At 40.5% G+C, this 23031-nt stretch carries 20 protein-coding genes; 12 read left to right on the top strand and 8 right to left on the bottom strand.

All coding sequences use genetic code 11. From position 1 onward, the window contains the following. Window position 1 precedes the first annotated feature (1 nt). From L3Q70_RS11505 to L3Q70_RS11490, 4 genes are read right to left on the bottom strand one after another with little or no spacing between them, the layout of a single operon-like run. Window positions 2–988 carry a VWA domain-containing protein gene (locus tag L3Q70_RS11505; RefSeq protein WP_193987605.1) on the bottom strand — a complete coding sequence of 329 codons (987 nt, stop codon included), beginning with the start codon at window positions 986–988 and terminating at the stop codon, window positions 2–4. Then, window positions 981–1421 carry a DUF4381 domain-containing protein gene (locus tag L3Q70_RS11500; RefSeq protein ID WP_237114297.1) on the bottom strand — a complete coding sequence of 147 codons (441 nt, stop codon included), beginning with the start codon at window positions 1419–1421 and terminating at the stop codon, window positions 981–983. The genes L3Q70_RS11505 and L3Q70_RS11500 overlap by 8 nt, the downstream gene beginning before the upstream one ends. Window positions 1422–1423: 2 nt before the next feature. Next, window positions 1424–2368, bottom strand: a complete 945-nt coding sequence (locus L3Q70_RS11495; RefSeq protein ID WP_062569778.1) for a DUF58 domain-containing protein — start codon at window positions 2366–2368, stop codon at window positions 1424–1426. Window positions 2369–2371: 3 nt separating this feature from the next. Continuing rightward, window positions 2372–3328: a MoxR family ATPase gene (locus tag L3Q70_RS11490; RefSeq protein WP_062569779.1), complete on the bottom strand. Its 957-nt coding sequence runs from the start codon at window positions 3326–3328 to the stop codon at window positions 2372–2374. Window positions 3329–3676: 348 nt separating this feature from the next. On the opposite strand from L3Q70_RS11490, the gene fadI reads away from it, so the two are divergent. The 4 genes from fadI (at window position 3677) to L3Q70_RS11470 (ending at window position 8941) form a co-directional block, all read left to right on the top strand. Next, on the top strand, window positions 3677–4987 hold the full coding sequence (fadI, locus tag L3Q70_RS11485) for an acetyl-CoA C-acyltransferase FadI (protein ID WP_062569780.1): 1311 nt from the start codon (window positions 3677–3679) through the stop codon (window positions 4985–4987). Further along, window positions 4987–7212 carry a fatty acid oxidation complex subunit alpha FadJ gene (gene fadJ, locus L3Q70_RS11480; protein WP_237114296.1) on the top strand — a complete coding sequence of 742 codons (2226 nt, stop codon included), beginning with the start codon at window positions 4987–4989 and terminating at the stop codon, window positions 7210–7212. The genes fadI and fadJ overlap by 1 nt, the downstream gene beginning before the upstream one ends. A 169-nt stretch (window positions 7213–7381) precedes the next feature. Then, window positions 7382–8311, top strand: coding sequence for a signal peptidase I (gene lepB, locus L3Q70_RS11475; RefSeq protein WP_062569782.1), 930 nt, complete (start codon window positions 7382–7384; stop codon window positions 8309–8311). Between the two features lie 99 nt (window positions 8312–8410). Beyond that, window positions 8411–8941 carry a GNAT family N-acetyltransferase gene (locus L3Q70_RS11470; protein ID WP_062569783.1) on the top strand — a complete coding sequence of 177 codons (531 nt, stop codon included), beginning with the start codon at window positions 8411–8413 and terminating at the stop codon, window positions 8939–8941. 14 nt (window positions 8942–8955) lie between these two features. On the opposite strand, the gene L3Q70_RS11465 is transcribed toward L3Q70_RS11470, so the two are convergent. Then, on the bottom strand, window positions 8956–9342 hold the full coding sequence (locus tag L3Q70_RS11465; RefSeq protein WP_062569784.1) for an MmcQ/YjbR family DNA-binding protein: 387 nt from the start codon (window positions 9340–9342) through the stop codon (window positions 8956–8958). A gap of 190 nt (window positions 9343–9532) precedes the next feature. On the opposite strand from L3Q70_RS11465, the gene yeiP reads away from it, so the two are divergent. The 7 genes from yeiP (at window position 9533) to L3Q70_RS11430 (ending at window position 16896) form a co-directional block, all read left to right on the top strand. Next, on the top strand, window positions 9533–10105 hold the full coding sequence (gene yeiP, locus L3Q70_RS11460) for an elongation factor P-like protein YeiP (RefSeq protein WP_062569785.1): 573 nt from the start codon (window positions 9533–9535) through the stop codon (window positions 10103–10105). A 225-nt stretch (window positions 10106–10330) separates the two neighbouring features. Then, a complete protein-coding gene (locus L3Q70_RS11455; RefSeq protein ID WP_062569786.1) occupies window positions 10331–11059 on the top strand; it encodes an RDD family protein in 729 nt (242 codons plus the stop codon). Beyond that, window positions 11056–12006: a stage II sporulation protein M gene (locus L3Q70_RS11450; protein ID WP_237114295.1), complete on the top strand. Its 951-nt coding sequence runs from the start codon at window positions 11056–11058 to the stop codon at window positions 12004–12006. The genes L3Q70_RS11455 and L3Q70_RS11450 overlap by 4 nt, the downstream gene beginning before the upstream one ends. After that, entirely contained in the window at window positions 11996–13462 is a 1467-nt protein-coding gene (locus L3Q70_RS11445; RefSeq protein ID WP_237114294.1) for a hypothetical protein, read from the top strand. Before L3Q70_RS11450 ends, L3Q70_RS11445 begins: the two co-directional genes overlap by 11 nt. Next, complete coding sequence (locus L3Q70_RS11440; protein WP_237114293.1) at window positions 13452–14600, top strand: DUF4350 domain-containing protein; 1149 nt, start codon at window positions 13452–13454, stop codon at window positions 14598–14600. Before L3Q70_RS11445 ends, L3Q70_RS11440 begins: the two co-directional genes overlap by 11 nt. Further along, window positions 14597–15580, top strand: coding sequence for a MoxR family ATPase (locus L3Q70_RS11435; RefSeq protein WP_193987600.1), 984 nt, complete (start codon window positions 14597–14599; stop codon window positions 15578–15580). Before L3Q70_RS11440 ends, L3Q70_RS11435 begins: the two co-directional genes overlap by 4 nt. After that, window positions 15577–16896, top strand: a complete 1320-nt coding sequence (locus L3Q70_RS11430) for a DUF58 domain-containing protein (protein WP_193987599.1) — start codon at window positions 15577–15579, stop codon at window positions 16894–16896. Before L3Q70_RS11435 ends, L3Q70_RS11430 begins: the two co-directional genes overlap by 4 nt. Window positions 16897–16997: 101 nt before the next feature. On the opposite strand, the gene L3Q70_RS11425 is transcribed toward L3Q70_RS11430, so the two are convergent. Next, complete coding sequence (locus tag L3Q70_RS11425; protein ID WP_193987598.1) at window positions 16998–17474, bottom strand: DUF4234 domain-containing protein; 477 nt, start codon at window positions 17472–17474, stop codon at window positions 16998–17000. 219 nt (window positions 17475–17693) lie between these two features. Between L3Q70_RS11425 and L3Q70_RS11420 the strand changes: the two genes are divergently transcribed. Beyond that, window positions 17694–17888 carry a hypothetical protein gene (locus tag L3Q70_RS11420; RefSeq protein WP_228074309.1) on the top strand — a complete coding sequence of 65 codons (195 nt, stop codon included), beginning with the start codon at window positions 17694–17696 and terminating at the stop codon, window positions 17886–17888. On the opposite strand, the gene L3Q70_RS11415 is transcribed toward L3Q70_RS11420, so the two are convergent. After that, the gene (locus L3Q70_RS11415; RefSeq protein ID WP_062569794.1) at window positions 17885–20122 is read right to left on the bottom strand and encodes an EAL domain-containing protein; all 2238 of its coding nucleotides are present in this window, start codon (window positions 20120–20122) and stop codon (window positions 17885–17887) included. The genes L3Q70_RS11420 and L3Q70_RS11415 overlap by 4 nt on opposite strands. A 53-nt stretch (window positions 20123–20175) precedes the next feature. Further along, window positions 20176–22896 carry an insulinase family protein gene (locus tag L3Q70_RS11410; protein WP_237114292.1) on the bottom strand — a complete coding sequence of 907 codons (2721 nt, stop codon included), beginning with the start codon at window positions 22894–22896 and terminating at the stop codon, window positions 20176–20178. Window positions 22897–23031 lie beyond the last annotated feature (135 nt).

Genomic DNA, 23031 nt, shown 5'->3' with positions numbered 1-23031 from the left:
ATTACTTCTCCTGCTTAAGTTGGCGAGTAAAGCTAATGAATACAGCAAGAACAATTAAACCAAGTGCTGCCAATAGCGGAATATAAAACAATGAAATTTGAGGGCGAAAAGTCTGCTCATCACTACTAACAGGTTCGAGCTTATCGAGTTCTTGATAAATCTGCTGCAAACCAGCCACATCTTTTGCTCTAAAGTATAAGCCACCGGTTTGTTCAGCGATGCGTTTTAGCAAGCTTTCATCAAGGTTGCCACCACTCATACCGCCCATATTAAATAGACTAAAACCACGTGGGTTATCTGAGCCTACACCAATGGTATATACTTTTATGCCTTCCTCGCGAGCTAACAGTAGTGCATCTTCAGGATTGAGGTTACCTGCAGTGTTTTGTCCATCAGTTAAAAGCACGACGATTCGATTGCTTTCATCTTTGTTAGCAAAACGCTTTACAGATAAACCTAAGGCATCACCGATGGCTGTTGCGCGGCCTACAAGGCCAATTTGTGCTTCACCAAGCATTTGGCTTACGGTTTTAACATCACGCGTAAGCGGTGTTTGTAAAAATGCGGTATCACCAAATAAAATCAGACCAAGGCGATCGCCTTGACGTTGTTCAATAAAGTCACCTAATACGGCTTTAACCATGGTTAGTCTGTCGACATATTGACCTTGATAAGCCATATCTTGCTCAGTCATTGAGCCTGATAAGTCCACCGCCAGCATAATGTCACGGCCTTCATTGGGTAAAGTAATTGGTTCATCAAGCCATGTTGGGTTTGCAACCGCAATCACCAATGCTACCCATACCGCCCATTCAAGCAATGACACTTTGCGACTATGTTGTTGCACGGCTTGGTTGTTAAGCCCAAGCTTAGCAAAGCTTGGAATACGTAGACGTAACTGACCTTGCTGTTTTGAAGGCATGAAGCGACTGACTAACCAAGGCAAAGGTAAAAGCACAAAGAACCAAGGCCAACTAAACTCAAACATTGATAGGCTCCTTGAGTTTAAAATTGTGAATGGCGTTGCGTAATTTAGCCGCAAGCTCTGCATTATTATTTTGCTGTTGGTAAAGTGGCATGAGCTCATCGTAGCTAAAAGTGTCACCACAAAGCTTAGATAAACTCTCTGACCATTGTGCCAAAGGCTGCGAAGCAAGCTGACTATTATAGTAATGACGTGTTAAGCGCTTAAGAATAATATGCAACGCTTGTGCATCATCTTTAGCCACATTTTGACTCATTTTAATCGCTTGCTTTTTGGCTTTCTTGAATTGCAGGTTTTTATATAGCAGCACTAAACCAACTACTAGTAGTGCAACTAAAAATACAATAATTAGCCACCAAATAGGAGCCAGTGGCCACCATGCGACCTCTGAAGGTGCAATGACATCATGTAAGCCATCGAGCGGATTTGTTTGCATTATTACTTTCTCACTAATTGCAGCTCAAGCGGGGTGGCTGCACTGAATGAAATTAAACTAAGTCCAGATTTTTGTAAGCGTTTTAGCCTAACAGCGAATGACTCTTGCGCTGACTTAGCAAAACGTTCCCGAAATTGCTTATCCATTAACGGCAGAGCAAGATCTTGCCCATTAGCAGATACAGTCACTGTTTGCTTAAATGCAGGAAGTTGATGTTCGAATGGGTCGCTAACGTGGCAACCAATTAACTCGCAGTGACGGCTTAGTATTTCAAGTTGTTTAAAGCTAGCTTCGTCTAGTGCGCTAAAATCTGAAACGATATAAACTAAGCTACCGGGTTTAGCTAAATGGTTAAGACGCTTGAGGTTCTCACTAAATAAACTGGTCGTGCTTTTATCAACATTAGCTAACGCCTGACTATGAATGTCACATAAGTTATGGCAAAGCTTTAATACAGCTTTTTCCCGCGATGTAGGTTTTAGTTCATGATGACTGTGTTGGTTAAACACCAAACCACCAATTCGGTCACCACGCTGACAAGCTGACCATGCAACCAAGGCGCTGATATGTGCTGCTTGCACTGACTTTAACAATAACTTTGAGCCAAACAACATGGAGTTTGAAAAGTCGGTGAACACAAAAACGGGGCGCTCTTTCTCTTCTTGAAACAGTTTTGTGTGAGTTTCGCCTGTGCGAGCGGTGACTCGCCAATCGATTGAGCGAATGTCATCACCAGTTTGGTAATGGCGTACCTCAGCAAACTCCATGCCTCGCCCTTTGTGCGGTGCAAGGTATTGCCCAGCTAAGCTGTTTTTGATTTTTACTTTAGGTGCTAGTTCAAGTAAGCGCGCTTTGGCTTTGTAATACATCAACTCTTTGAGTGATAAATTAACACCTTGGCTATGGCTTTCATGCAACCAAGTAGCTATATCTAATTGACCTGACATAACTTATGGAACTGCAACCAGTTCTAAAATACGCGTGATCACATCATCCTTGCTGATGCCGTCTGCTTGGGCTTCATAGCTTAAAATAATACGATGGCGTAATACATTATGCAGTACCGCTTGAATATCGTCAGGGGCAACAAAGTCACGACCTTCAAGCCAAGCATGAGCTCTAGCACATTTGTCAAGGGCAATGGTTGCACGCGGACTGGCACCGTATTCAATCCAGCGACCAAGTTGCTCATCCAGTTCTGAAGCTTCGCGGGTCGCAATGATTAGCTGCACTAAATATTTTTCAAGTGGCTCAGCAAGGTACAAACCCAAAATTGACTTTCGTGCTGCGAAAAGATCACTTTGGCTAATTTGCTGTGTTTCAGCTTGTTTATCAGATATTGCTTCACCACGGGTCAGGCGAAGAATATCAAGCTCGTGTTCTGCCCCTGGGTAATCAATACTTAGATGCAATAAGAAGCGGTCAAGCTGTGCTTCAGGAAGGGGGTAGGTCCCTTCTTGTTCTAGCGGATTTTGGGTTGCCATAACCATAAATAGCTCAGACAGTGGATAAGTGTTTTTACCAACCGTTACTTGGCGCTCAGCCATAGCCTCTAATAAAGCAGATTGTACTTTTGCAGGGGCACGGTTAATTTCGTCAGCCAAAATTAGGTTATGAAATAACGGGCCTTTTTCAAATACAAATTCACTGGTTTGCTGACGGTAAATGTCGGTGCCAGTGACATCCGCAGGGAGTAAGTCAGGAGTAAATTGTACTCGTTGGAAGCTACCTTCTACGCCTTTTGCTAACGCATTCACTGCACGTGTCTTTGCAAGACCAGGAGGACCTTCAACAAGTAAATGGCCATCTGCCAAAATAGCGATTAACAGTGCTTGAGTTAATTGAGGTTGGCCGATAATTTGCGTGTCTAAGTATGATTTTAATTGTGAAAATGCGTTAACTGCCATAATAAAAAGACTGTCCTAAATAGCGTGAGTCAAAATTGTTTTTGTTATGCGCCGATATAAGCCTATTCAGTGCTGATAAATTAGCTAAGCGTTATTATGAACTAGGCGCTTTTTACAAGTTATAAGGATTCAAAGCTTACAACACAAGTGTTAGACATAAAATCCTAAAATAGTTCGTTATTTTTTAAGGATTTTTAGCCTACCATATAAATACACGTTATTTTTGTAAATAAGCTAAAAAAAGCCTATGGTTGGTAACTAATTTCGTTTCTCTATTGGCATTCGTATTCGGGTTGTTTTAGAATCAGGAAAAACAAACAGGTCAGACCTGTCAGCGGGAGAGCATAAATGTCTGAGCAAAATATACTTAAAACAGCAAAGGGCGATCGTATCGCCATCGTTAGCGGCTTACGAACGCCGTTTGCAAAACAAGCGACTGCATTCCACCATGTGCCAGCACTTGATATGGGTAAACTGGTTGTTAATGAGATGCTTGAGCGTCTTAATTTTGATAAGTCTGAAATCGATCAGCTTGTATTTGGTCAAGTAGTGCAAATGCCAGAAGCGCCTAATATTGCTCGTGAGATTGTGTTAGGCACAGGTATGCCTGTTTCAGTAGATGCATACTCTGTATCACGTGCGTGTGCGACAAGCTTCCAAGCAATTGCTAATGTTGCTGAGTCAATTATGGCAGGTTCAGTGCAAGTGGGTATCGCCGGTGGCGCTGATTCATCATCTGTATTACCAATCGGTGTGAGCAAAAAGTTAGCCGGCAGCTTGGTTGATTTAAATAAAGCGCGAACACTTGGCCAGCGTTTGAAGATTTTCTCAAAACTGCGCCTAAAAGATTTACTCCCTGTACCACCTGCAGTAGCTGAGTACTCTACTGGCTTATCTATGGGTCAAACGGCAGAGCAAATGGCGAAAACGCATAGTATTAGCCGTGAAGATCAAGATGCCTTAGCTCATCGTTCTCACACTCTTGCAAGCCAAGCATGGGCTGATGGTAAACTTAAAGATGAAGTAATGACTGCCCATGTTGCACCCTATAAGAGCTTTATTGAGCAAGACAATAACATTCGTCATAACTCAACGGTTGAAGGCTACGCGAAATTAAAACCAGTATTCGACCGTCAGCATGGTTCAGTTACTGCAGCTAACGCAACACCATTAACAGATGGTGCCGCTGCGGTATTAATGATGAGCGAGAGTAAAGCCAAAGCACTGGGTTACAACATTCTAGGTTATGTACGTAGCTTTGCGTTTTCTGCAATCGGTGTTCATGAAGACATGCTAATGGGTCCGGCGCACTCAACGCCAATCGCTTTAGATAGAGCAGGTATTACATTAGCTGATTTAGATTTAATTGAAATGCACGAAGCATTTGCAGCGCAAACACTTGCCAATATGAAGATGTTTGCGTCAGATAAATTTGCACAAGAAAAGCTAGGTCGTAGTAAAGCGATCGGCGAAATTAACATGGACAAGTTCAATGTCTTAGGTGGCTCACTAGCATACGGCCACCCATTTGCCGCAACAGGTGCGCGCCTGATCACGCAAAGCTTGAATGAACTTAATCGTCGCGGTGGCGGCCTAGCACTAACGACTGCGTGTGCAGCGGGTGGCTTAGGTGCAGCCTTTGTATTGGAGAGTGCGTAATGACAGATTCAGTATTTAGTTTATCAGTGGCTGATGACGGCGTAGCCGTTGTAACTATTGATGTGCCGGGTGAGAAAATGAACACCCTGCGTAGCAGTTTTGCAGAAGATTTAAAAACCTTACTTAAAGACGCACAAGCACAAGCGGTCAAAGGCATGGTGTTTATTAGCGGTAAAAGCGATAACTTTATCGCCGGTGCTGATATTAAAATGCTTGATAGCGCAACTAGCCGTGAAGACGCATTAGCGCTGAGCGAAATGTGCCAAGAAGCGTTTTTTGATATGAAAAAACTGCCTTTTCCAACAGTGAGTGCCATTCATGGTGCAGCATTGGGTGGCGGCTTAGAGTTTGCTCTAGCCTGTGATTACCGTGTTTGTTCTGACAGTGATATCACTAAGCTTGGCTTACCTGAAGTACAGTTAGGCTTATTACCAGGTGGTGGCGGTACTCAACGTTTACCTAAATTAGTCGGCCTGCAAAAAGCACTTGAATGGATGCTTACAGGTAAACAAGTGCGTGCTAAGCAAGCGAAGAAAACAGGCTTAGTAAACGACTGTGTGCCGCACAGTGTATTACTTGACGTTGCTAAAGAATTTGCATTAAAAGGTAAGGCCAAGGCTACTAAACCAAAACTTGACCGTTTAAGCCAATTACTTGAGTCGAACCCATTTGGCCGCAATATTATTTTCAAAAAAGCACAAGAAAATGTGCTGAAGAAAACCGGTGGCCATTATCCAGCGCCTTTGGCCATTATTAAAGCAGTTCGTGCAAGTGTTGAACTTGATCAGTTAAAAGCATATAAAACTGAAGCTGAAGGCTTTGCCACGCTAGTTATGAGCGATGAGTCAAAAGCATTGCGCGGTATTTTCTTTGCAACCACTGAAATGAAAAAAGAATGGCGCAACGATGATGCACCAGCAATTGCTAAAGCGGCAGTATTAGGCGGTGGCTTGATGGGCGCGGGTATCGCTCATGTCAGTGCTGTGAAAGCGGGTGTTCCGGTGCGCATCAAAGATGTAGCTGAAAAGGGCATCAGCAATGCGATGAATTACAGCTATAAAATTTTAGATAAAAAGCAAAAGCGCCGTATTTTATCTAAAGCTGAGCTGCAACAAACCATGAACCGTATTACCGGCACCACCGATTACAGTGGTTTTAAACACATTGATATCGTGATAGAGGCAGTGTTTGAAGACTTAGCTCTTAAGCAAGGCATGGTCGCTGATGTTGAACGTGAATGCCAAGACAACACGATTTTTGCAAGTAATACCTCGTCATTACCGATTGCACAAATCGCTGCGGATGCAGCGCGCCCAGAAAATGTAATTGGTCTGCATTACTTCTCACCTGTTGAGAAAATGCCACTTGTTGAGATTATTCCACATGCCGGTACGTCTGAAGAAACCATAGCCCGTGTTGTTAACTTTGCCCGTAAACAAGGCAAAACGCCGATTGTGGTTAAAGATATGGCTGGTTTCTATGTAAACCGTATCTTAGCGCCTTATGTCAATGAAGCGGCTAATTTACTGCTTGCAGGTGAGCCAATTGAAAAGATTGACCAAGCATTGGTTGAGTTTGGTTTCCCTGTTGGCCCATTAGCATTACTTGATGAAGTAGGGATTGATATTGGCTCTAAAATTGCTCCCATCCTTGAAAAAGAATTGGGCGAGCGTTTTAAAGCCCCCGATGCCTTTAACCGCTTAATCGATTCTAAGCGTTTAGGCCGTAAAACAGGTCGTGGCTTTTATCTTTATGACAAAAAAGATAAAAAAGTGGATGAGTCAGTATACGAGTTACTGGGAGTTACGCCATCACCTCGCTTAAACAAGAGCGAAATTGCTAAACGCTGTGTGGCACAAATGCTGAACGAAGCGGTACGTTGTTTAGATGATGGCATTATTGCAAGTCCTCGTGACGGTGATATTGGTGCTATTTTTGGTATCGGTTTCCCTCCTTTCTTAGGCGGTCCATTTAGTTATATGGATAAACTTGGCGCAGCACAGGTTACTTCTGAAATGGCCACATTCGCTAATTACAACCCAATTTTTACTCCTTGCGATACATTAAAAGCAATGGCTGAAAAGGGTTGTCGTTTTTACCAAGCAGAAAGTGAAGAGTCGGCAGTTGCCGAAGCTGCACAAGTCGATCCGGTTGAAGTAACCAAGGAAGTGGTTGAAGACGAGCAAGCTTCAGTAGAAGTGGATACAGAAACGACGAAAAGCTAATGCTTTAAATTAATTAGTTAATTTAAAAGCCCCGCTCATTTTGAGCGGGGCTTTTTGCTTTAAAGGAGTATTGCTTTAAAGAAATATAAAAATTTTATGGCATCACTGTGATTTTATATTTAATATAAACAAATAAATTCAATGACTTAATTTAAACAAGGATGTCAGAGTGTCTACTTCATGGAAGCCTAAAGGTTTTATCGCTATTCTTCTGGGCGTGTTATTTCAGCCATTTGTATTTTTGTACGTTAACAAATTCAGGTTGTTTATTACTTACCTTGTTTTAACGGCCTTATGCTACTTGTTTGACATTAAAATCCAAGCGAGTGCGGGAGAGGCCGATTGGTATCAAGGCATTTATCTAACAAGTGTGTTTATAATTATATGTCCACTCCATGCTTTTTGGATAACGAAGCACTATAACGCAGATAAGAAGCGGCCTTGGTTCGCAAGTTGGTGGGCTGTAACTTTAATTTATCTTACCGTCTCTGCTGCTCTTATTTTAATGAGAATTTTTTCATTTGAGCCTTTCACTTTACCAGCTTCATCTATGGCACCTCAGTTAGATAAAGGGAGCCAAGTTTTGGTTAGTAAAATAGGTTTTGGTAATTATCGGTACTTAGGCTATCAAATTTCAAGATCGCCCATGTCAGCTAAAGTGAGTCGAGGTGATGTTGTTGCTTTTCAGTATCCGAAAAACCCTGATTATACTTGGCTGAAACGCGTAATAGGGGTAGCTGGCGATAGAATTGTTTATCGAAATAAAACCGTTTACGTGAAAAAAGCATGTGATGAGAGAGCCGATATTTGCACTGACTTCATCCCTTTAGAGCAATCACTCGTTTCTCAAACTGAAGGTGGACTTAAAGTTCTGCAAGAGGTAAATGATGGTAAACGTTATCAAATTTTACTAAATGAGAATCACCCTGAACAGATAAGTCATTATTTCAACCAAGCTGGCAGCGAAAAGGCGGAATGGATCATCCCTGAAGATCATTACTTTGTTATGGGGGATTCTAGAGATAATAGCTCAGATAGCCGCTTTTGGGGCTTTGTTCCTAAAGATAACGTGATAGGAAAAGTGATTTATACTTGGTAGCTGTAAAGCAGCTTACGCTGCAGTATTGGCCATAAGTGGTATTTAATTAGCTAAGTAGGTTTGTTATAACTAGACTTATTTACTTAGCGATTGATCACCATGATTCTCACCACTGCGCGATTAACTTTACGGTTGTTAAATGCTGATGACTGGCCACTGTTTTACACTTTGCACAATGATGCAGAGGTTATTGAGAAATGCTTTGATAAGCCCTCAGAGGCGCAGCTACGTGCGAAGTTTAACGAACGTTTAAAGCCCTGGCAGCCAGATGCAAACTCGCCATTGTGTTTAGTTATTATTGAAACGACTACAGGTAAAGAGGTGGGGGTGACAGGTTTTACCTCATCAACCGTTCCTGATATTCAAGAAGTTGGCTACTTATTGCTGCCTAATTTTCATGGTCGTGGCTATGCCACCGAGTCTTTAAAGGCGGTGCTTGATTTTGCTCAGGCTGAGTATTCTGTGAAGGAGTTTAAAGCTGTCGTCACTGAAGGCAACATAGGTTCAGAAAAAGTACTCGAGAAGTGTGGCTTTCAGCTAGTTGATAAGCAGTTAGATGCCTATGCTATTGGTGGGGTTTTGTATACCGATCACCATTTTCATTTAAATTGCACTGATCACAGGGTGTGATCAGTGCGGTCGAATTATAGGTGAAGCTCAATCGCTTTTCTGTCTTTTTCAGGCATATTCGCAACCACCAAATCAAACGAGTTATCAATCATTCGTTCAATTTCTCCTTGTGGGATAGTGCCATCTAAAATCACTGTATTCCACAACCGTTTATTCATATGGTAACCAGGAATTACAGAAGGAAAAATATCACGTAATGCTTGAGCTTCGTCCGGATCGCATTTTAAGTTAAGCCACCAAACAGGTTCACCATCTTCATTTGTTTGGCCTTCTTTTCCCTCTGCGAGAGTCGCAAACATTTTATGATTTACTTTATAAACATCGACGTCTTGACCAAATGGCTGAGTGAGCATTACCACTGGCTTTTTCATTAAGTATTCATGTACAGCATGTTGATTCATGATCCAGTCCTTGAAGTCATTTTTCGTTGCTATAAAGATAGCATCTTTTTATTCGGTTTGAGACATTTATTACGATAATTCGCTGAAAAATAGACCAATTACATCAGCAAAAGTAAAACTGCAAATTTTTGTTGAACAATAGTAATTACGTGGTAAATTCCTGTCATTAAAAAACGATAGGAATACACCCATGCCTAAGGCTAGTGAAGTCAAAAAAGGTGCCGCTATTGAGCATAACGGCCAAGTTTTAGTAGTAAAAGATATTCAACGTTCAGTACCGCAAGGTCGTGCTGGTGGTAGTTTATACCGCATGCGTTTATATGATGTTGTTACTGGTGGCAAAGTAGACGAAACATTTAAAGATAGCGATATGCTTAAACTTGCTGATTTAACTCGTCGTGAAGCGATGTTCTCTTACATTGATGGTGAGGAGTATGTTTTCATGGATAATGAAGACTACACGCCTTATAACTTAAACAAAGAAGCAATTAGCGAAGAGATTTTATTTGTTAATGAAGAGACGCAAGGTCTACATGTTATAGTGATCGATGGCTCACCAGTGGGGATTGACTTACCTTCAAGTGTAGAACTTGTTGTTGAAGAAACAGACCCTTCAATTAAGGGCGCTTCAGCAAGTGCTCGCTCAAAACCAGCACGTTTGAGTACAGGTCTTACTATTCAAGTGCCAGAGCATATTTCAACAGGCGATCGTATTCGTATTAATACCGCAGAACAAAAGTTTATGGGTCGCGCTGAAAAGTAGTCCTAACTGGTTATGTTTGATAAAACCGATTGCAGATCGGTTTTATCATTTTATTTACCTATAAAGTAGTATTTTTATTAATCATTTAATATTACTTTGTTTAAAGATTGAAAAAGGGACAGAAAAAGCGCATTATTAAGCGCTCAAATTATTGCTATGTGGCTGTTTCTATCATGTATACCGGTTAGGTAGCGAAAACAATAATATCAAGCAGTAGTAGATTAAATGTTAAACCACGGATTGGAAAACAGAGAATACGTTAAATTACCTGAAGGGGTTGATATTGCAATCACACCCGCAGGTGTTGTCTCCCGTAGCTATGCCTACATCATCGATTTCTTATTTCGCAGTCTTATTATGTTCGTTGTATCACTTGTATTTAGCCTTTTAGGTGATGCAGGACAGGGCATTATTCTGATTATTTATTTTATAACATCTTGGGGATACAACATTTTTTTTGAAATGAAAAATGGTCAAACTCCTGGGAAAAAGCGTCTTAAGATCCGCGTAGTACAAGATAATGGCCTACCAGCCAGTTTTTCACAAATTGTTGTACGAAACCTATTACGACCAGCAGATATGTTACCTATTGGCTATTTTTTAGGGCTTGTTGTAATGATGTTCAACTCTCGATTTAAGCGCATTGGTGATTGGGCTGCAGGCACCATGGTTATTTATGATGATGAAGTAGAGGCACGCCCTGAATTACCGAAAGGCAATATTGAAATCCCAGTATTGAGCTTAAGCACGGAAGAACAATTAGCAGTGCTTGCTTTTGCAGAGCGCAGTGATGAGCTTTCTGATGCGAGGCGCAGTGAACTCGCTGCTATTTTAGCGGAACCATTTAAGTTAGAGACCAGTGAAGCGCAAAGTATGTTAGTCGGTTATGCGCGTTTTTACTCAGGTCAGTTAAGTAACTCTAATGAACAGGCGCAGAGTGAGACAGTGCAATGAAGCAAACGCAATTTGTAAAATCGAATAGCCAGAGTTGGAATGAATTTAAGGCGCTTTGCGAGCTTGCAGAATCAGAAAGTTTGCCGGTTTATTTTCCTAATATGTACCGTAAGGTGTGTAATGATTTAGCCATTGCCCGCAGTCGCCAATACAGCCCCGTGCTTATTGAGCAAATTAATCGTTTAGTTCAGTATGGTCAAAAGCGCTTGTACTTATCTCGCAGCAATCAGTTTTCTGAGATATGGCATGTTGCCCGCACTGCATTTCCTCGGGCCCTCTATGAGAACCGTATAATGCTGGGCATTAACTTATTAGCATTTTGGGGCTTAGCACTTATCGCTTTTATTTGGGTGATGCTTGACCCTGATGCGGTATATACATTTTTAGGGCAAAGCACCGTACTGCAAATTGAAGAAATGTATAACCCCGGGGGCAGTGTACAAACAGCTGAGCGTGGCGCAGCTCAAGATCTCATGATGTTTGGTGTTTATATTTACAATAACATTGGCATTGCATTTCAAATGTTTGCTGGTGGGGTATTGTTTTGTGTTGGCGCTGCATTTTTCTTACTATTTAACAGCTTTTACTTTGGTGCGATTGCCGCTCACATCGTTAATATTGGCTTTGAAGGGCCATTTTTCTCATTCGTTATAACCCATGGTTCATTTGAATTAACCGCCATTATTATTGCCTCTGCTGCAGGGTGTCAGATAGGTTATGCATTATTAAATCCTAGTCATTTTACCCGCGGCTATGCAATTAAACAGGCCGCCCAAAAAGCATTGCCTCTTATTGTTGGTGCGTTTTTAATGCTTGTGCTTGCGGCATTTATTGAGGCCTTTTGGTCGCCACGTGATATAGCCAATGAAATTAAATATAGTGTAGGGAGTGCTTGTTGGGCGTTTGTTTTGTATAGGCTATACAAGGGGATGCGTTATGGAGCTTAATAGGCTAAGTTTTAACCCGCGTAAACGTAGCGCCTATGAAAACTTTGATTTAACTGTATTATTAACTAAGCAGCACTTTTTACCTTTGTTTAGCCTTTATATCTGCTTAGCTTTACCAACATTTTTGATATTAGGGTTTTTACTTGGCTGGTCAATCGCTGCATTTGCTGTATGGCTATTAAAACCATTATTTGAACGCCCTTTACTTGATTACATGTCGAAGGCTGTGTTTAGTCAACCAACCTCTATTAAGTCAAGCATACTGGTTATAAAGCAGCTTAAATTCAAGGATATGCTAGCGCATCTAACCGTATTCAGGCTCAGCCCTAATCGTGCATTTTTGGCTCCGGTGGAGCAATTAGAGCGCTTATCAGCAGAGCGAAAGCAAAAACGTAAGCAAGTTCTTTTTGCAACATCAAAGCCAAAGCAAACCTTATGGATGCTTTTTTGCGTACATTTCGAGTTTATTGTTTTAATGGGACTTTCGGCTTTTTCAATTGCATTGATCCCAAATTCATTTTCTCTTGAAGAATCTATCTATCAATTTCAAGACTCTCCTGCTTGGCTAGAAATTGCCTTTAATTTACTTTATTTATTAAGCATTTCTCTAGTAGCTCCACTGTTTGTCACAGGGGGGTTTTTAGCCTATTTACATCGCAGGGTTGAGCTCGAAGGTTGGGACATTGAGCTTGCTTTTAAGAATATAAAAACACGTTTTGCACAGCCTTTGCCGTTGATATGCGCTTGCTTACTTAGCTTTTTGGCAGCGATGCCACAAACCAGTTTTGCTGAGGAGCTTGATAAAGATGCTGTTAAAGAACAAGTGATTACACTTTACAATCAAGATGATGTTATTGAAAAGAAAACGACTTGGGTTCCTGACTTTAATTTTGAACAAGACAACGCAAGTCCATCATCGTTTGATTTTTCATGGCTGAGTAATTTTTTTGAGTTAATTGGATTTACGCTTAGCTATTTAGTGTGGGGCTTTGTGGGATTACTTGCACTGTGGCTTGTTTATTATCTTGTTAAGAATAAAGGTTTTTTCACAGGGTTGAAATTGCCTGAAAAGTCACAAAAAAAGTCAGACCATGTTATTCCGTCTTTATTTACTGACATTAAACAAGACGAACTTCCTGCTGATTTAATTAGTGCTGCACTTGAGAATTATCGTTCAGGAAACTTACGGTTAGCGCTTGGTTACTTATTACATCACTCACTTCGCTGGGCACAGGTTCAGTATGAGATAAAACTTCATCGTTCAATGACTGAACGTGAGTGTAAACAAGCAATTGATGCAAGCGTGCCCGAGCAATGGCAAGCTGTATTTGGCACATTATTTTCAGCATGGGTCAGTGTTGCTTGGGGACATCGAAAACCTAATATCGACTTTGAACAACTTGCAGAGCAAATTAAGCAAATGTCGTTGCCTGTGGAGTTAAACCATGAAACTTAAGTATTTTATGATTGGTTTACTGGTTTTAACCGTTGCTTTACTCGGGTCAATGTTGGCATCAGTAAAATGGGAAAAACAGGAAGTAGAGATAGGTTTTCAACCAGAGGTAGCAAAAGACAGCTTCACTCTGGCTCAGCGGTTATTGGCTTCATATGATGTGAAATGGCACAAAGATAAACGTTTAGCCAGCCAAACTAACCCCAATCAATTAACAATAGACCCAAATACTATGCTGGTTGTTGATGAGGCTGTACTTGCTAACTCATATGAGCTTGATCAACAGCTAGTGCAGTGGGTCGCTGACGGTGGGCGTTTAGTTTATGTACTTAACCGACAGCGCGATGAGCTAGGGATTGATAACGCAATTTTTTTCCAAGAGTTAGGGATTGATGTTACAACCGTCGATGATGTGTTTGAATTCAATTTTGTGCTATTAGAAGAAGGCAGCTCAAATACAACACTGACAATTGATGAGACAACGCAATTAGAACTCGAACTTAGCCAAGCTTTTAAAATTGATAGTTGCCAAGGCGTGCAAACAGAAAATCAAGCGGGTGATACTGTAATGTGCGATCTGCCATTTGGTGCGGGCCGTGTTATCGTTTTACCATCACTGGCCCCTTTTACTAATTATAAGTTACGACATCTAGATCATGGCAGCCTATTAGTTTGGCTTACTCAAGGTGCCAGTAAAGTGACGTATGTGCCGTATTTAAGTTACCCAAATTGGTTATCTAAGTTGTGGCATTGGAGCTGGCAGTTTGTGGTTAGCTTATTACTGACAGTGGTATTTGCTGTGTGGCATATTACTAGCCGTATTGGCCGCGCATATGCGCCAGATGTCGATAGCAAAACAAGCTTTAATCAGCATATTCGAGCTATTGCAAATTTTTACACAGAACATGGTCATGAAGCGCGTTTATTCGAGGCGCTAAAAAAAGATTTTAATGCAAAAGTAGAGATGCGTGTCCCTAACTTCAAAATGCTTAGTGCACACAAACAGGCTGAGATTATTGCCAGTTTAACTCAGTTTGATAAACAGCAAGTCGAGACCTTGCTTTCAAGTGAACTTCCCGAGTCTCGTGAACAACGAACAGATTATATAAAACGATATAAACAATTAAGGAATGCCTTATGAGCACGGAACTAGATACTCACTCATTGAGCCTGGTAGATGCGGCAAACGCAGTAAAAAAAGTGAAAGAAAATATTGCGCGTGTTCTTGTTGGCCAAGATGCCATTGTAGAAGACGTATTAACAGTATTGTTTGCCGGCGGACATGTGTTACTTGAAGGTGTACCAGGGCTTGGTAAAACCTTGTTGGTACGAGCACTTGCTAAAAGCTTGAGTGTTGATTTTTCACGGGTTCAGTTTACACCCGATTTAATGCCATCGGATGTCGTTGGTCACAGTTTATATGATATGAAATCGGGTGAATTTAATATTAAAAAGGGACCTGCTTTCACCAACATATTATTGGCCGATGAAATAAACCGTGCACCTGCAAAAACTCAGTCAGCGTTACTTGAAGTGATGCAAGAACAACAAATAACCATTGATGGTGACACGCTGTCAATCGACTCGCCATTTATGGTTCTTGCCACGCAAAACCCGCTTGACCAAGAAGGTACGTATCCGCTACCTGAAGCAGAACTTGACCGTTTCATGATGAAGATTGAGCTAGGGTTTCCTTCGTTCGAATCTGAAGTGGAGTTACTAAAACTAAACACCAAGATGGTTTCGAATGAATCAACCGTTGATGAATTGCCAGCTGTATTAAATGCTGCCCAAATTGCACAAATTAAACAGCTTTGTGCAGATATATTAGTGGACGAACAGATTTTAAATTATGCGGTTGATATTACGCGTAGCTCAAGAACGTGGCAGGGAGTTTTACATGGAGCAGGGTTGCGAGCATCAATTAATATTATTAAAGCGGCAAAAGTGATGGCGCTAATGAATGGTCGTGACTTTGTAACCCCTGATGATGTTAAATCAGTGTCAGTTAATATACTTCGCCATCGTTTGATTTTATCTGCTGATCTTGAGCTTGAAGGTGTGTCATTTGATGAAGTGATTAGTGCCATTCTTGCTAGTGTTGAAGCACCACGATCATGAAACGTATAAAGCTAAGACCATCAAAACGCCTAGTACAGATACTGAGTGTTATTGTCCTCTTAGTGGTGGTATCTGCTTTGATTGAGCTTAGCAGCTTATTTATTACGCTACTGCTTTGTATTCCTTTGCTGATTGCTTGTGTTGATTGTTACTTTTCGCGATTTGCGCACAATGTATCTGTAGAGCTTTCAACAAATCAAAATATGGCGTTATATCGCTGGCAGCCAATAAAGTTGCGACTAAAAAATAAAGCAAAACAGGTTCTACGTGCTGACATTAGTATTCATTTAACAAATGCACTGGAGCTTGCTGAAGCTGTAAAAAGTATTGAACTTGAGACAAACCAACAAGCTGAGCTTAGCTATTCAATGCGAGCTCATAAGCGAGGAGATGCAGATATTTCGGCGGTTGAATTGCGTATAACTTCTGCGTTTGGGTTATGGCAATCAAATTGGTTAGCAACACACAAGACGCAGTTGAAAGTATACCCAGACTTCAGCCGCGTCACGTCTAAGCAACATCTTAACGGCGTGACAAATAAACCAATTAATGGCCTTAAGCTAACAAAAAAACGTGGTGATGGAATTGAGTTTCATCAACTAAGAGAGTATCGCCAAGGTGATAGCGTTAGGCAGATAGATTGGCAAGCAACCAGTAAACGCCGTAAATTAATATCCCGAGAATACCAAGAAGAGCAAAACCAGCATGTCATTGTTATGCTGGATGCTTCAAAGAAAATGGCTATAGAGGCTAAAGAGGGCAGTCACTTTGACCACGCGCTAAATGCATTATTGTTACTATCACACACGGTATTAAAGCAAGGCGATTGGTTTAGTATGCAAAGCTTTAATCAGAACGTGCGTTGGTTACCTGGTGTAAAAGGAGCACAAAATGTGTCGCGGGTAATGAACCACTTTTATGATCTTTACCCAGACCAAAGTAGCAGTGATTATGTGGTTGCTGTAAATCAGCTAATTGCCAAGCGTAGTAAGCGTTCTTTAGTTTTACTCGTTACAACACTCGACGAACAAAGTATTGATGAATTACTGCCAGCGATAAAACTATTACAGAAGCATCATTTAGTTGCTTTAATCAACATAAATAACCGCTCTGTGAGTGAAGTGCTTAAAGAACCAATTCAAAAGTACGAAGATGCAACAAGTTATTGCGCAGCACTCAGTTTATTAAATACACATAAGAAAAATATGGCGAAACTGAGAAAAGAAGGGGTGATTGCGATTGATTGTAACCCTGAGCAGTTATTGCCTCATGTGCTCAATACATATTTGAATGTGAAACATTCAGGTGCTTTATAATGATGCAGTTAAGTAACTAATACATACTTGGATGTTAAACGGGATACATAGTAAAAAGGCATTAAAAATTAATGCCTTTTTCATTATGAAATCATAGTAGCTTATTGCTGTCTATCAATTGCTTCATTAATCTTGTATTGGAAATAAATAACGTTGAAAAAGAACGTTAAAATACCATTTAATTTTACAGGCTCAGCGCTACCTTCATTAATTAATTCTGTGAGTGAAGTACGCAGTGAGAAAATTAAAATAATAGCTACGACAAATGAGGCTAGCGACACAATAAAGCCGAGCTCAGGTAAAATACCGGCTATTGATAAAACAAGGTTAACCACATACAGCGCCACATAGCCATAAATTAGTCCTTGAGCTATTTGGTTTTTTGCCAGTGAGTTTGCTTTGTTTGTTCTATTTACAAGCCAGTACACACTGTAGATACCTAATGTGATGATACTTAAAAAGAACACGCCCCACGCCGAGAAGCGATCAAAGTTCAAAATGGGTTTGTTGCTACCATCGTTATTTTGTGTAAGATTTGCTTCCGGTGCCTCGTAGACGTTTGCAGTATTGTCAGACATGATGTCTCCTAATCATTTTTGTTTATTCCTTATGTGCATCAATGCACGTTCCTATTTTAACAATTTTGACCGCTTTGTATATAAATAATACAATTTTTTATTAGGTTTATGTTTGATATTTAAGAATATAATCTGCCTTTATAGTGGCTATTTATATCCTGACGTTTTCACCGGTGCTTAAGTTATGTACACTGCGCGCTTATAACTGTGGGGGCTACTGTGTTTTTTGTTTGTGTAAGTTGTGTATTTATTTTTGTAATGTATTTAGAGTCAGTTTCAAAAGGCATGCCTGTTAAACGTTGGGTATTTTTAGGTGGGGCGCTAGGCCCTATTGCTTGGTGCTTGTTTAATATACATTATCGACGTGCATTGATACGTCATATCGGCTTACAAGCGTGCAGTTGGCGACCTTAAACTTCAACGCTTCTTAATAAACTGGGCGCTGATTTATTACGCTGTTTTTTCAAAAAGGCTGTGAACTCAGGTTGTGACAAGGGTTTTGAGTAGTAATAACCTTGTACTGTTTGGCAATTTAATTGCTCTAACATGGCTATTTGCTCTGCTTTTTCAACGCCTTCAGCAACAACATGTAAGTCAAGGTTGTGTGCAATGGTAACGATGGAATCGACCATGTTACGACCTCGTTCTGATTGCATGTCGTCTATAAAAGCTTTATCAACTTTTAAAGTATTGAGTGGGAACTGCTTTAAGTAAGCCAACGATGAGTAACCCGTACCAAAGTCATCCATCGCTAAGTGTATACCCCGAGCACTAAGAGAACGCATCACTGAAATTGCTTCATTAGGATCGTCCATTACCGTTCCTTCGGTTATTTCGAGCTCTAAAAAGTAAGAGGGTAGTTCATTCTTTTGTAAAATCACATCAATGCGAGTTGTTAAATCAGGTAAGCTAAATTGCTTTGCTGATAGGTTTACAGCGACACGACCATTAAATAATCCTTGGTCGATCCATGCCTTCACATCACGACAGGCTTTATTAAGCACTACTTCACCGATTTCAATAATTTGCCCCGTTTCTTCTGCGATAGGAATAAACATTCCTGGGCTGATAATCCCTTTTTTAGGTGTGATAAAACGCACAAGTGCTTCCATACCATCCAATTTGCCGGTGCGAATATTCATTTTGGGTTGATAATAAACTTCAAAATGATCTTCTTTTAAGCCGTAACGCATTAGGTTTTCTATTTGCAGGCGTTTAACGGCTTGGCGATTCATTGTGTCGTTAAAAAATAAGTAACTATTGCCTTTTTTCTTAGCGTGGTACATCGCTGTATCGGCATTTTTTAATAAAAGCTCAGGTGTATTACCATCTTCAGGAAAGAGCACAATACCAACACTTGAGGTGATTACTAGTTCATGGCCTGCCATGTTAAAAGGTGTGGCAATCGCTGCTAAAAACAGCTTTGCCATTCGCGTAATCGTATGAATGTCGTTGGTGCCTGACATAACAAGTGCAAACTCATCACCACCAAGGCGATAAAATACGTCTTTTTCACGGGTGAGCTTATTTAATCTCATAGCCAATTTGGCGAGCAGGCTGTCACCAAGTTGGTGGCCTAAGGAATCATTGATCTTTTTAAAGTTATCCAAGTCAAATACTAATAGAGCATGATGATTATCTTGTTTGGCGAGCTTTTTAAGATTAGTAAAAAACAAATTACGGTTAGGCAAGCCGGTAGTCCGGTCTCGGTTTGATAAATTATGTAACTGTGACTCAGCTTTTTTGCGCTCTGTTTGGTCAGAATAAACCACAACGTAATTACATATTTGATTATGCTCGTTTTTGATTTCGTCGATAGAAATCTCTATGGGGAGTAACTGTCGTTGTGCATTTCTAAGCTTAACTTCTTGCTGCCAGTGATCTGTAGCTCTAACCGTTGCTTTTATTTCATCTACGTAGCTTTGATCATAGCCAAAAAGAGCAAAATCTTTCTTTAGATATTGCTCTCGAGTACCACCAAAAAGGGTCAAAAAGCTGGGGTTTAAATCAACTAATTTAAAGTTTTTATCGTAAATTGCGATGGCATCAGTCAGTGACTCAACACATTTTGCAAATAGGTTTAAACGTGCTTCTGTGGATTTGAGCTGTGATATGTCACGTACGGTGCCAGTCATACGTAGGGGGTTAAGATTGACATCTTTTTCAATAATCTTTCCGCGGTCGAGTACCCAATGCCAACGCTCTAAGCTGTCTTTTATACGATAGCTTGCTTCAAAAAAGGCAGTGTGTTCAGCAAAATGTTTTTTAAGGGCTTTTTCAACATGTTGTAGATCATGAGGGTGTATTAAATCACGGTTGGGCGGAAAGCCTGCTGCGTTATTCGTATCGGCGGTATATTTATCGTTTATACGAATAACTTCACCTGTTTTTATATTCCAGTCCCACAACGTGTCTCCGCTGCCTTCTACGGTACTTTTTAATCTATGTTCTGAAATACGAAGTTGATGGCGTGAGCGTTTGAGCTTATAAATAACAAATAGCAAATACGGTAATAACAGCAGCATTATAGAGCTAGGTATAAGCAATAGGGTGCTTTGCTCTAGCTCTATAGGGCTTGCGGCGGCTGAAAATATACCGGCCATACTGAGTGTTAGAAATACAGAAATCATTGTTATTATTTTTGTCATTAATGCAATACCTTAATTCGCACCAGATAATTTAATCTAAGCTCGCAAGCGAGTCAAAGAGAATGCGAAGAAAGGGTTGTTTTTGACTGTTTTTTGATAGCTTTATCACTTAACAGCTCTATTCGAGGTCGCGATTCGGCAAATGTCTCTTTTATGTATTGTTGCATTTGCTTTAAGCTCAGTTTATCAAGCTCAGCAAGAAGTTGTTGCTGCATATTAAATTTACTATCTCGATTACCAATTGCTAACCAGAGCCTTTGTGAGCGAAGACGAAGATTTTTATCTTTTTCTGCTATATGTGTAATTAACCCTGCCTTTGTATCTTGCCATTGTTGCTCATCTAAAGAATCAATGTGCTGTAGATAGTTACTTATAAAATGCTGATGACGGATGAGTATTTCGTCAGCGGTGTGTTTTGGAGACTGTACATAAAATGCAATACCGGCACGCGTATTAAAAGGTGCGTAGCCAGCTCCCACTAAATAACCAAGTTGTTGCTTGGTTCTAAGCTCATTAAAATAGTCTTGATTGATAAGGTGATTTAACACCATCATCTTTACTTTTTCAGCTGTGTCATCAGTCAGCGCTTGGTAATAAAGAACCATGGCGTAGTCATTACAATTTAGCTCAACGCGTTGTTGCTCGACATCTGTTATATCGTTAAGAGGGCGTGTTAGGTCGATAATTTTAGTGCAACCTGCTAAATGATGCGCCACTTGTTTTTGAAAAGCCAGTGCATCACTACGCTGCCAATTACCATGTAAAAACGACTCTACATGTAACGCTTTAAAGAATTCATGTCTGAAACAATTAAACTGGTGAAAACTTGTATCTTTTAAAGCTTGTGCAAGTGCATTCGGTTCTGGGTTCCATGGCATCATTTTAGCACCTAAGATACTGAATAACTCGCTTACTGGCTTGTTTTGATTACTATTACGCCAATGCCTCACAAGTTGCTTTTTATATTCAGCAAAACGTTTTGCGCATATTTCTACACTAAATAAGGCTTCGAGTAGTTCATCAACCAGCTCAAGCTGACTTGATGATAAGCCTGCAGTATGAAGCGTGAGGCCACCCTGGTGAGAGGTTAAATGATAACTTAAGCCTGCCAGCTCGGCAGGGTAAAATTGCTCAGCGACACTATCCATAAATAAATCAGCAAACAGCCGAGTTAAAGCCATATGCTTGACATCTTTGATGGCATAGTGCGAGTCCATCGCTAAGTAAAAATGTCCCTTAGCAACGCGAAAAGTCGCATCCTGCTTAAACCAAAAATCAAAGCCTTCTTGTTTTATCAGTAACTCAGGCGTTTTTTTAGGTTCATCCAGTGCTAAAAGTTCAACATTCTTCGTTAGATACGGGTTGGCAACAGGCAAACTCATTTCAGGTAATGGGGTGTTAATTTCACTTAATGCATCAAGCCAGCAAGGTGATATATTTTCGATTTTATAAGGCGTATTGTACCAAGCCGTGGTGTTTTCCGGCTCTACATCTGGATGTATGAGTACAAGACGCATATTATCAGGCGTTAACCACTGCATTGCAATTTCATGTGCACAGTGATTAAAGCCTTCCATGAGGTAATCACCTTGCACGTAGTTGGCTTCATCATAGTGTTGCATATTAATGCTTAAACCACTTACCCAATCTATAAGTCGGGCTTTTTCTTGATTATCAAAGGCAATTTGCAGCAAATTCTTTTTATCTTGATAAAGCCTTGGTAACTTGTCACAGTTTTGGTTTATCAGACAAATGTATTCGAATACCATTTCAACAATATCTTCGTAGTATTCAATACCTTCATCGGTCAGTGCCATACTGATATTGAAGTCTTTGAAGTTACTGCCGTTTATACCACCGCCTGCTGAGAGTGCGTTGATCCAACCTTGCTCTTTTAAAATTGAGTAAAGTGAGCCTTTTCCTTCATAACCTAACAAGTGAGCAATAAAGCTCACCGTTTTATGGCGATAAAAATCATCAATATTTGGCATAGCAAAGCTAATGATGAGCTTTTGCATGTGCTTATGCGGCTCAATGTGCAGCACTTTACCTAAGTCTTGTTTACGATAAAGTGGCTGTTCAATAATTTCTTTGCTTTTTGGCTGACCTTTAATCTCGCTGAAATAGCGCTTTACCCAAGTTGTCATTGTCGCAATATCTTCATTGCTACAGATCACCAGTGTCATCCACTGGGCTTGGTAATGGCTGTTGAAAAAAGCGCGTAGCTCGTCACTTATGCAGCCTTCGCGATCAGCCAAAGTTTGCTGGTTACCAACCGAAAATTTAGCGAAGGGGTGTGCAGGGTTTACCGTTTCTTTATGTGCTTGGTAGATGCGTCTGCCATCATCTTTGATCTTTAATTTAAATTCAGCATCAATCGCGTTACGCTCTTTGGCTGTCTCTTTTGGGTTTAATAGTGGGGCAATAAAAAAGCGGCTAAATTGAGCGAGGGCTTCAGGAAACTGATGATTATTAATATCAAAAAAGTAACAAGAGTGCTCAGTGCCTGTCCATGCGTTAGTGTTTCCACCAGATTGTGATACAAAATTAGAAAACCCGCCAGACTCAGGGTATAGGTCAGTGCCTAAAAAAAGCATATGCTCTAAAAAGTGTGCTAGGCCCTGCCGATCAAGGGGATCGTCAAAGTGACCCGCATTAATTGCCATTGATGCCGCTGATTTAGTTGATTCTAAGTCTTGCACTAAAAGTACTTTTAGACCATTGTCCAGTGTGAGGGGTTGGTATGTTCTGTTATCATTGCGGCTGATATTCAAAAGGTGCTCCTGAAGAATGCGTTAATGTCCTAACAACAGATGATAAATCAGGAACGCTAAAGGCACTGCAACGAAAATCTACCTGAATATCATAAGAGGATGTTTAATGTGTTTTGTGATGATATTCTAATATAG

Origin of the sequence: Pseudoalteromonas sp. CF6-2, assembly GCF_021729425.1 — a bacterium.
GTDB lineage: Bacteria > Pseudomonadota > Gammaproteobacteria > Enterobacterales > Alteromonadaceae > Pseudoalteromonas > Pseudoalteromonas arabiensis.
This window is presented reverse-complemented; position numbering and strand designations above follow the sequence as displayed.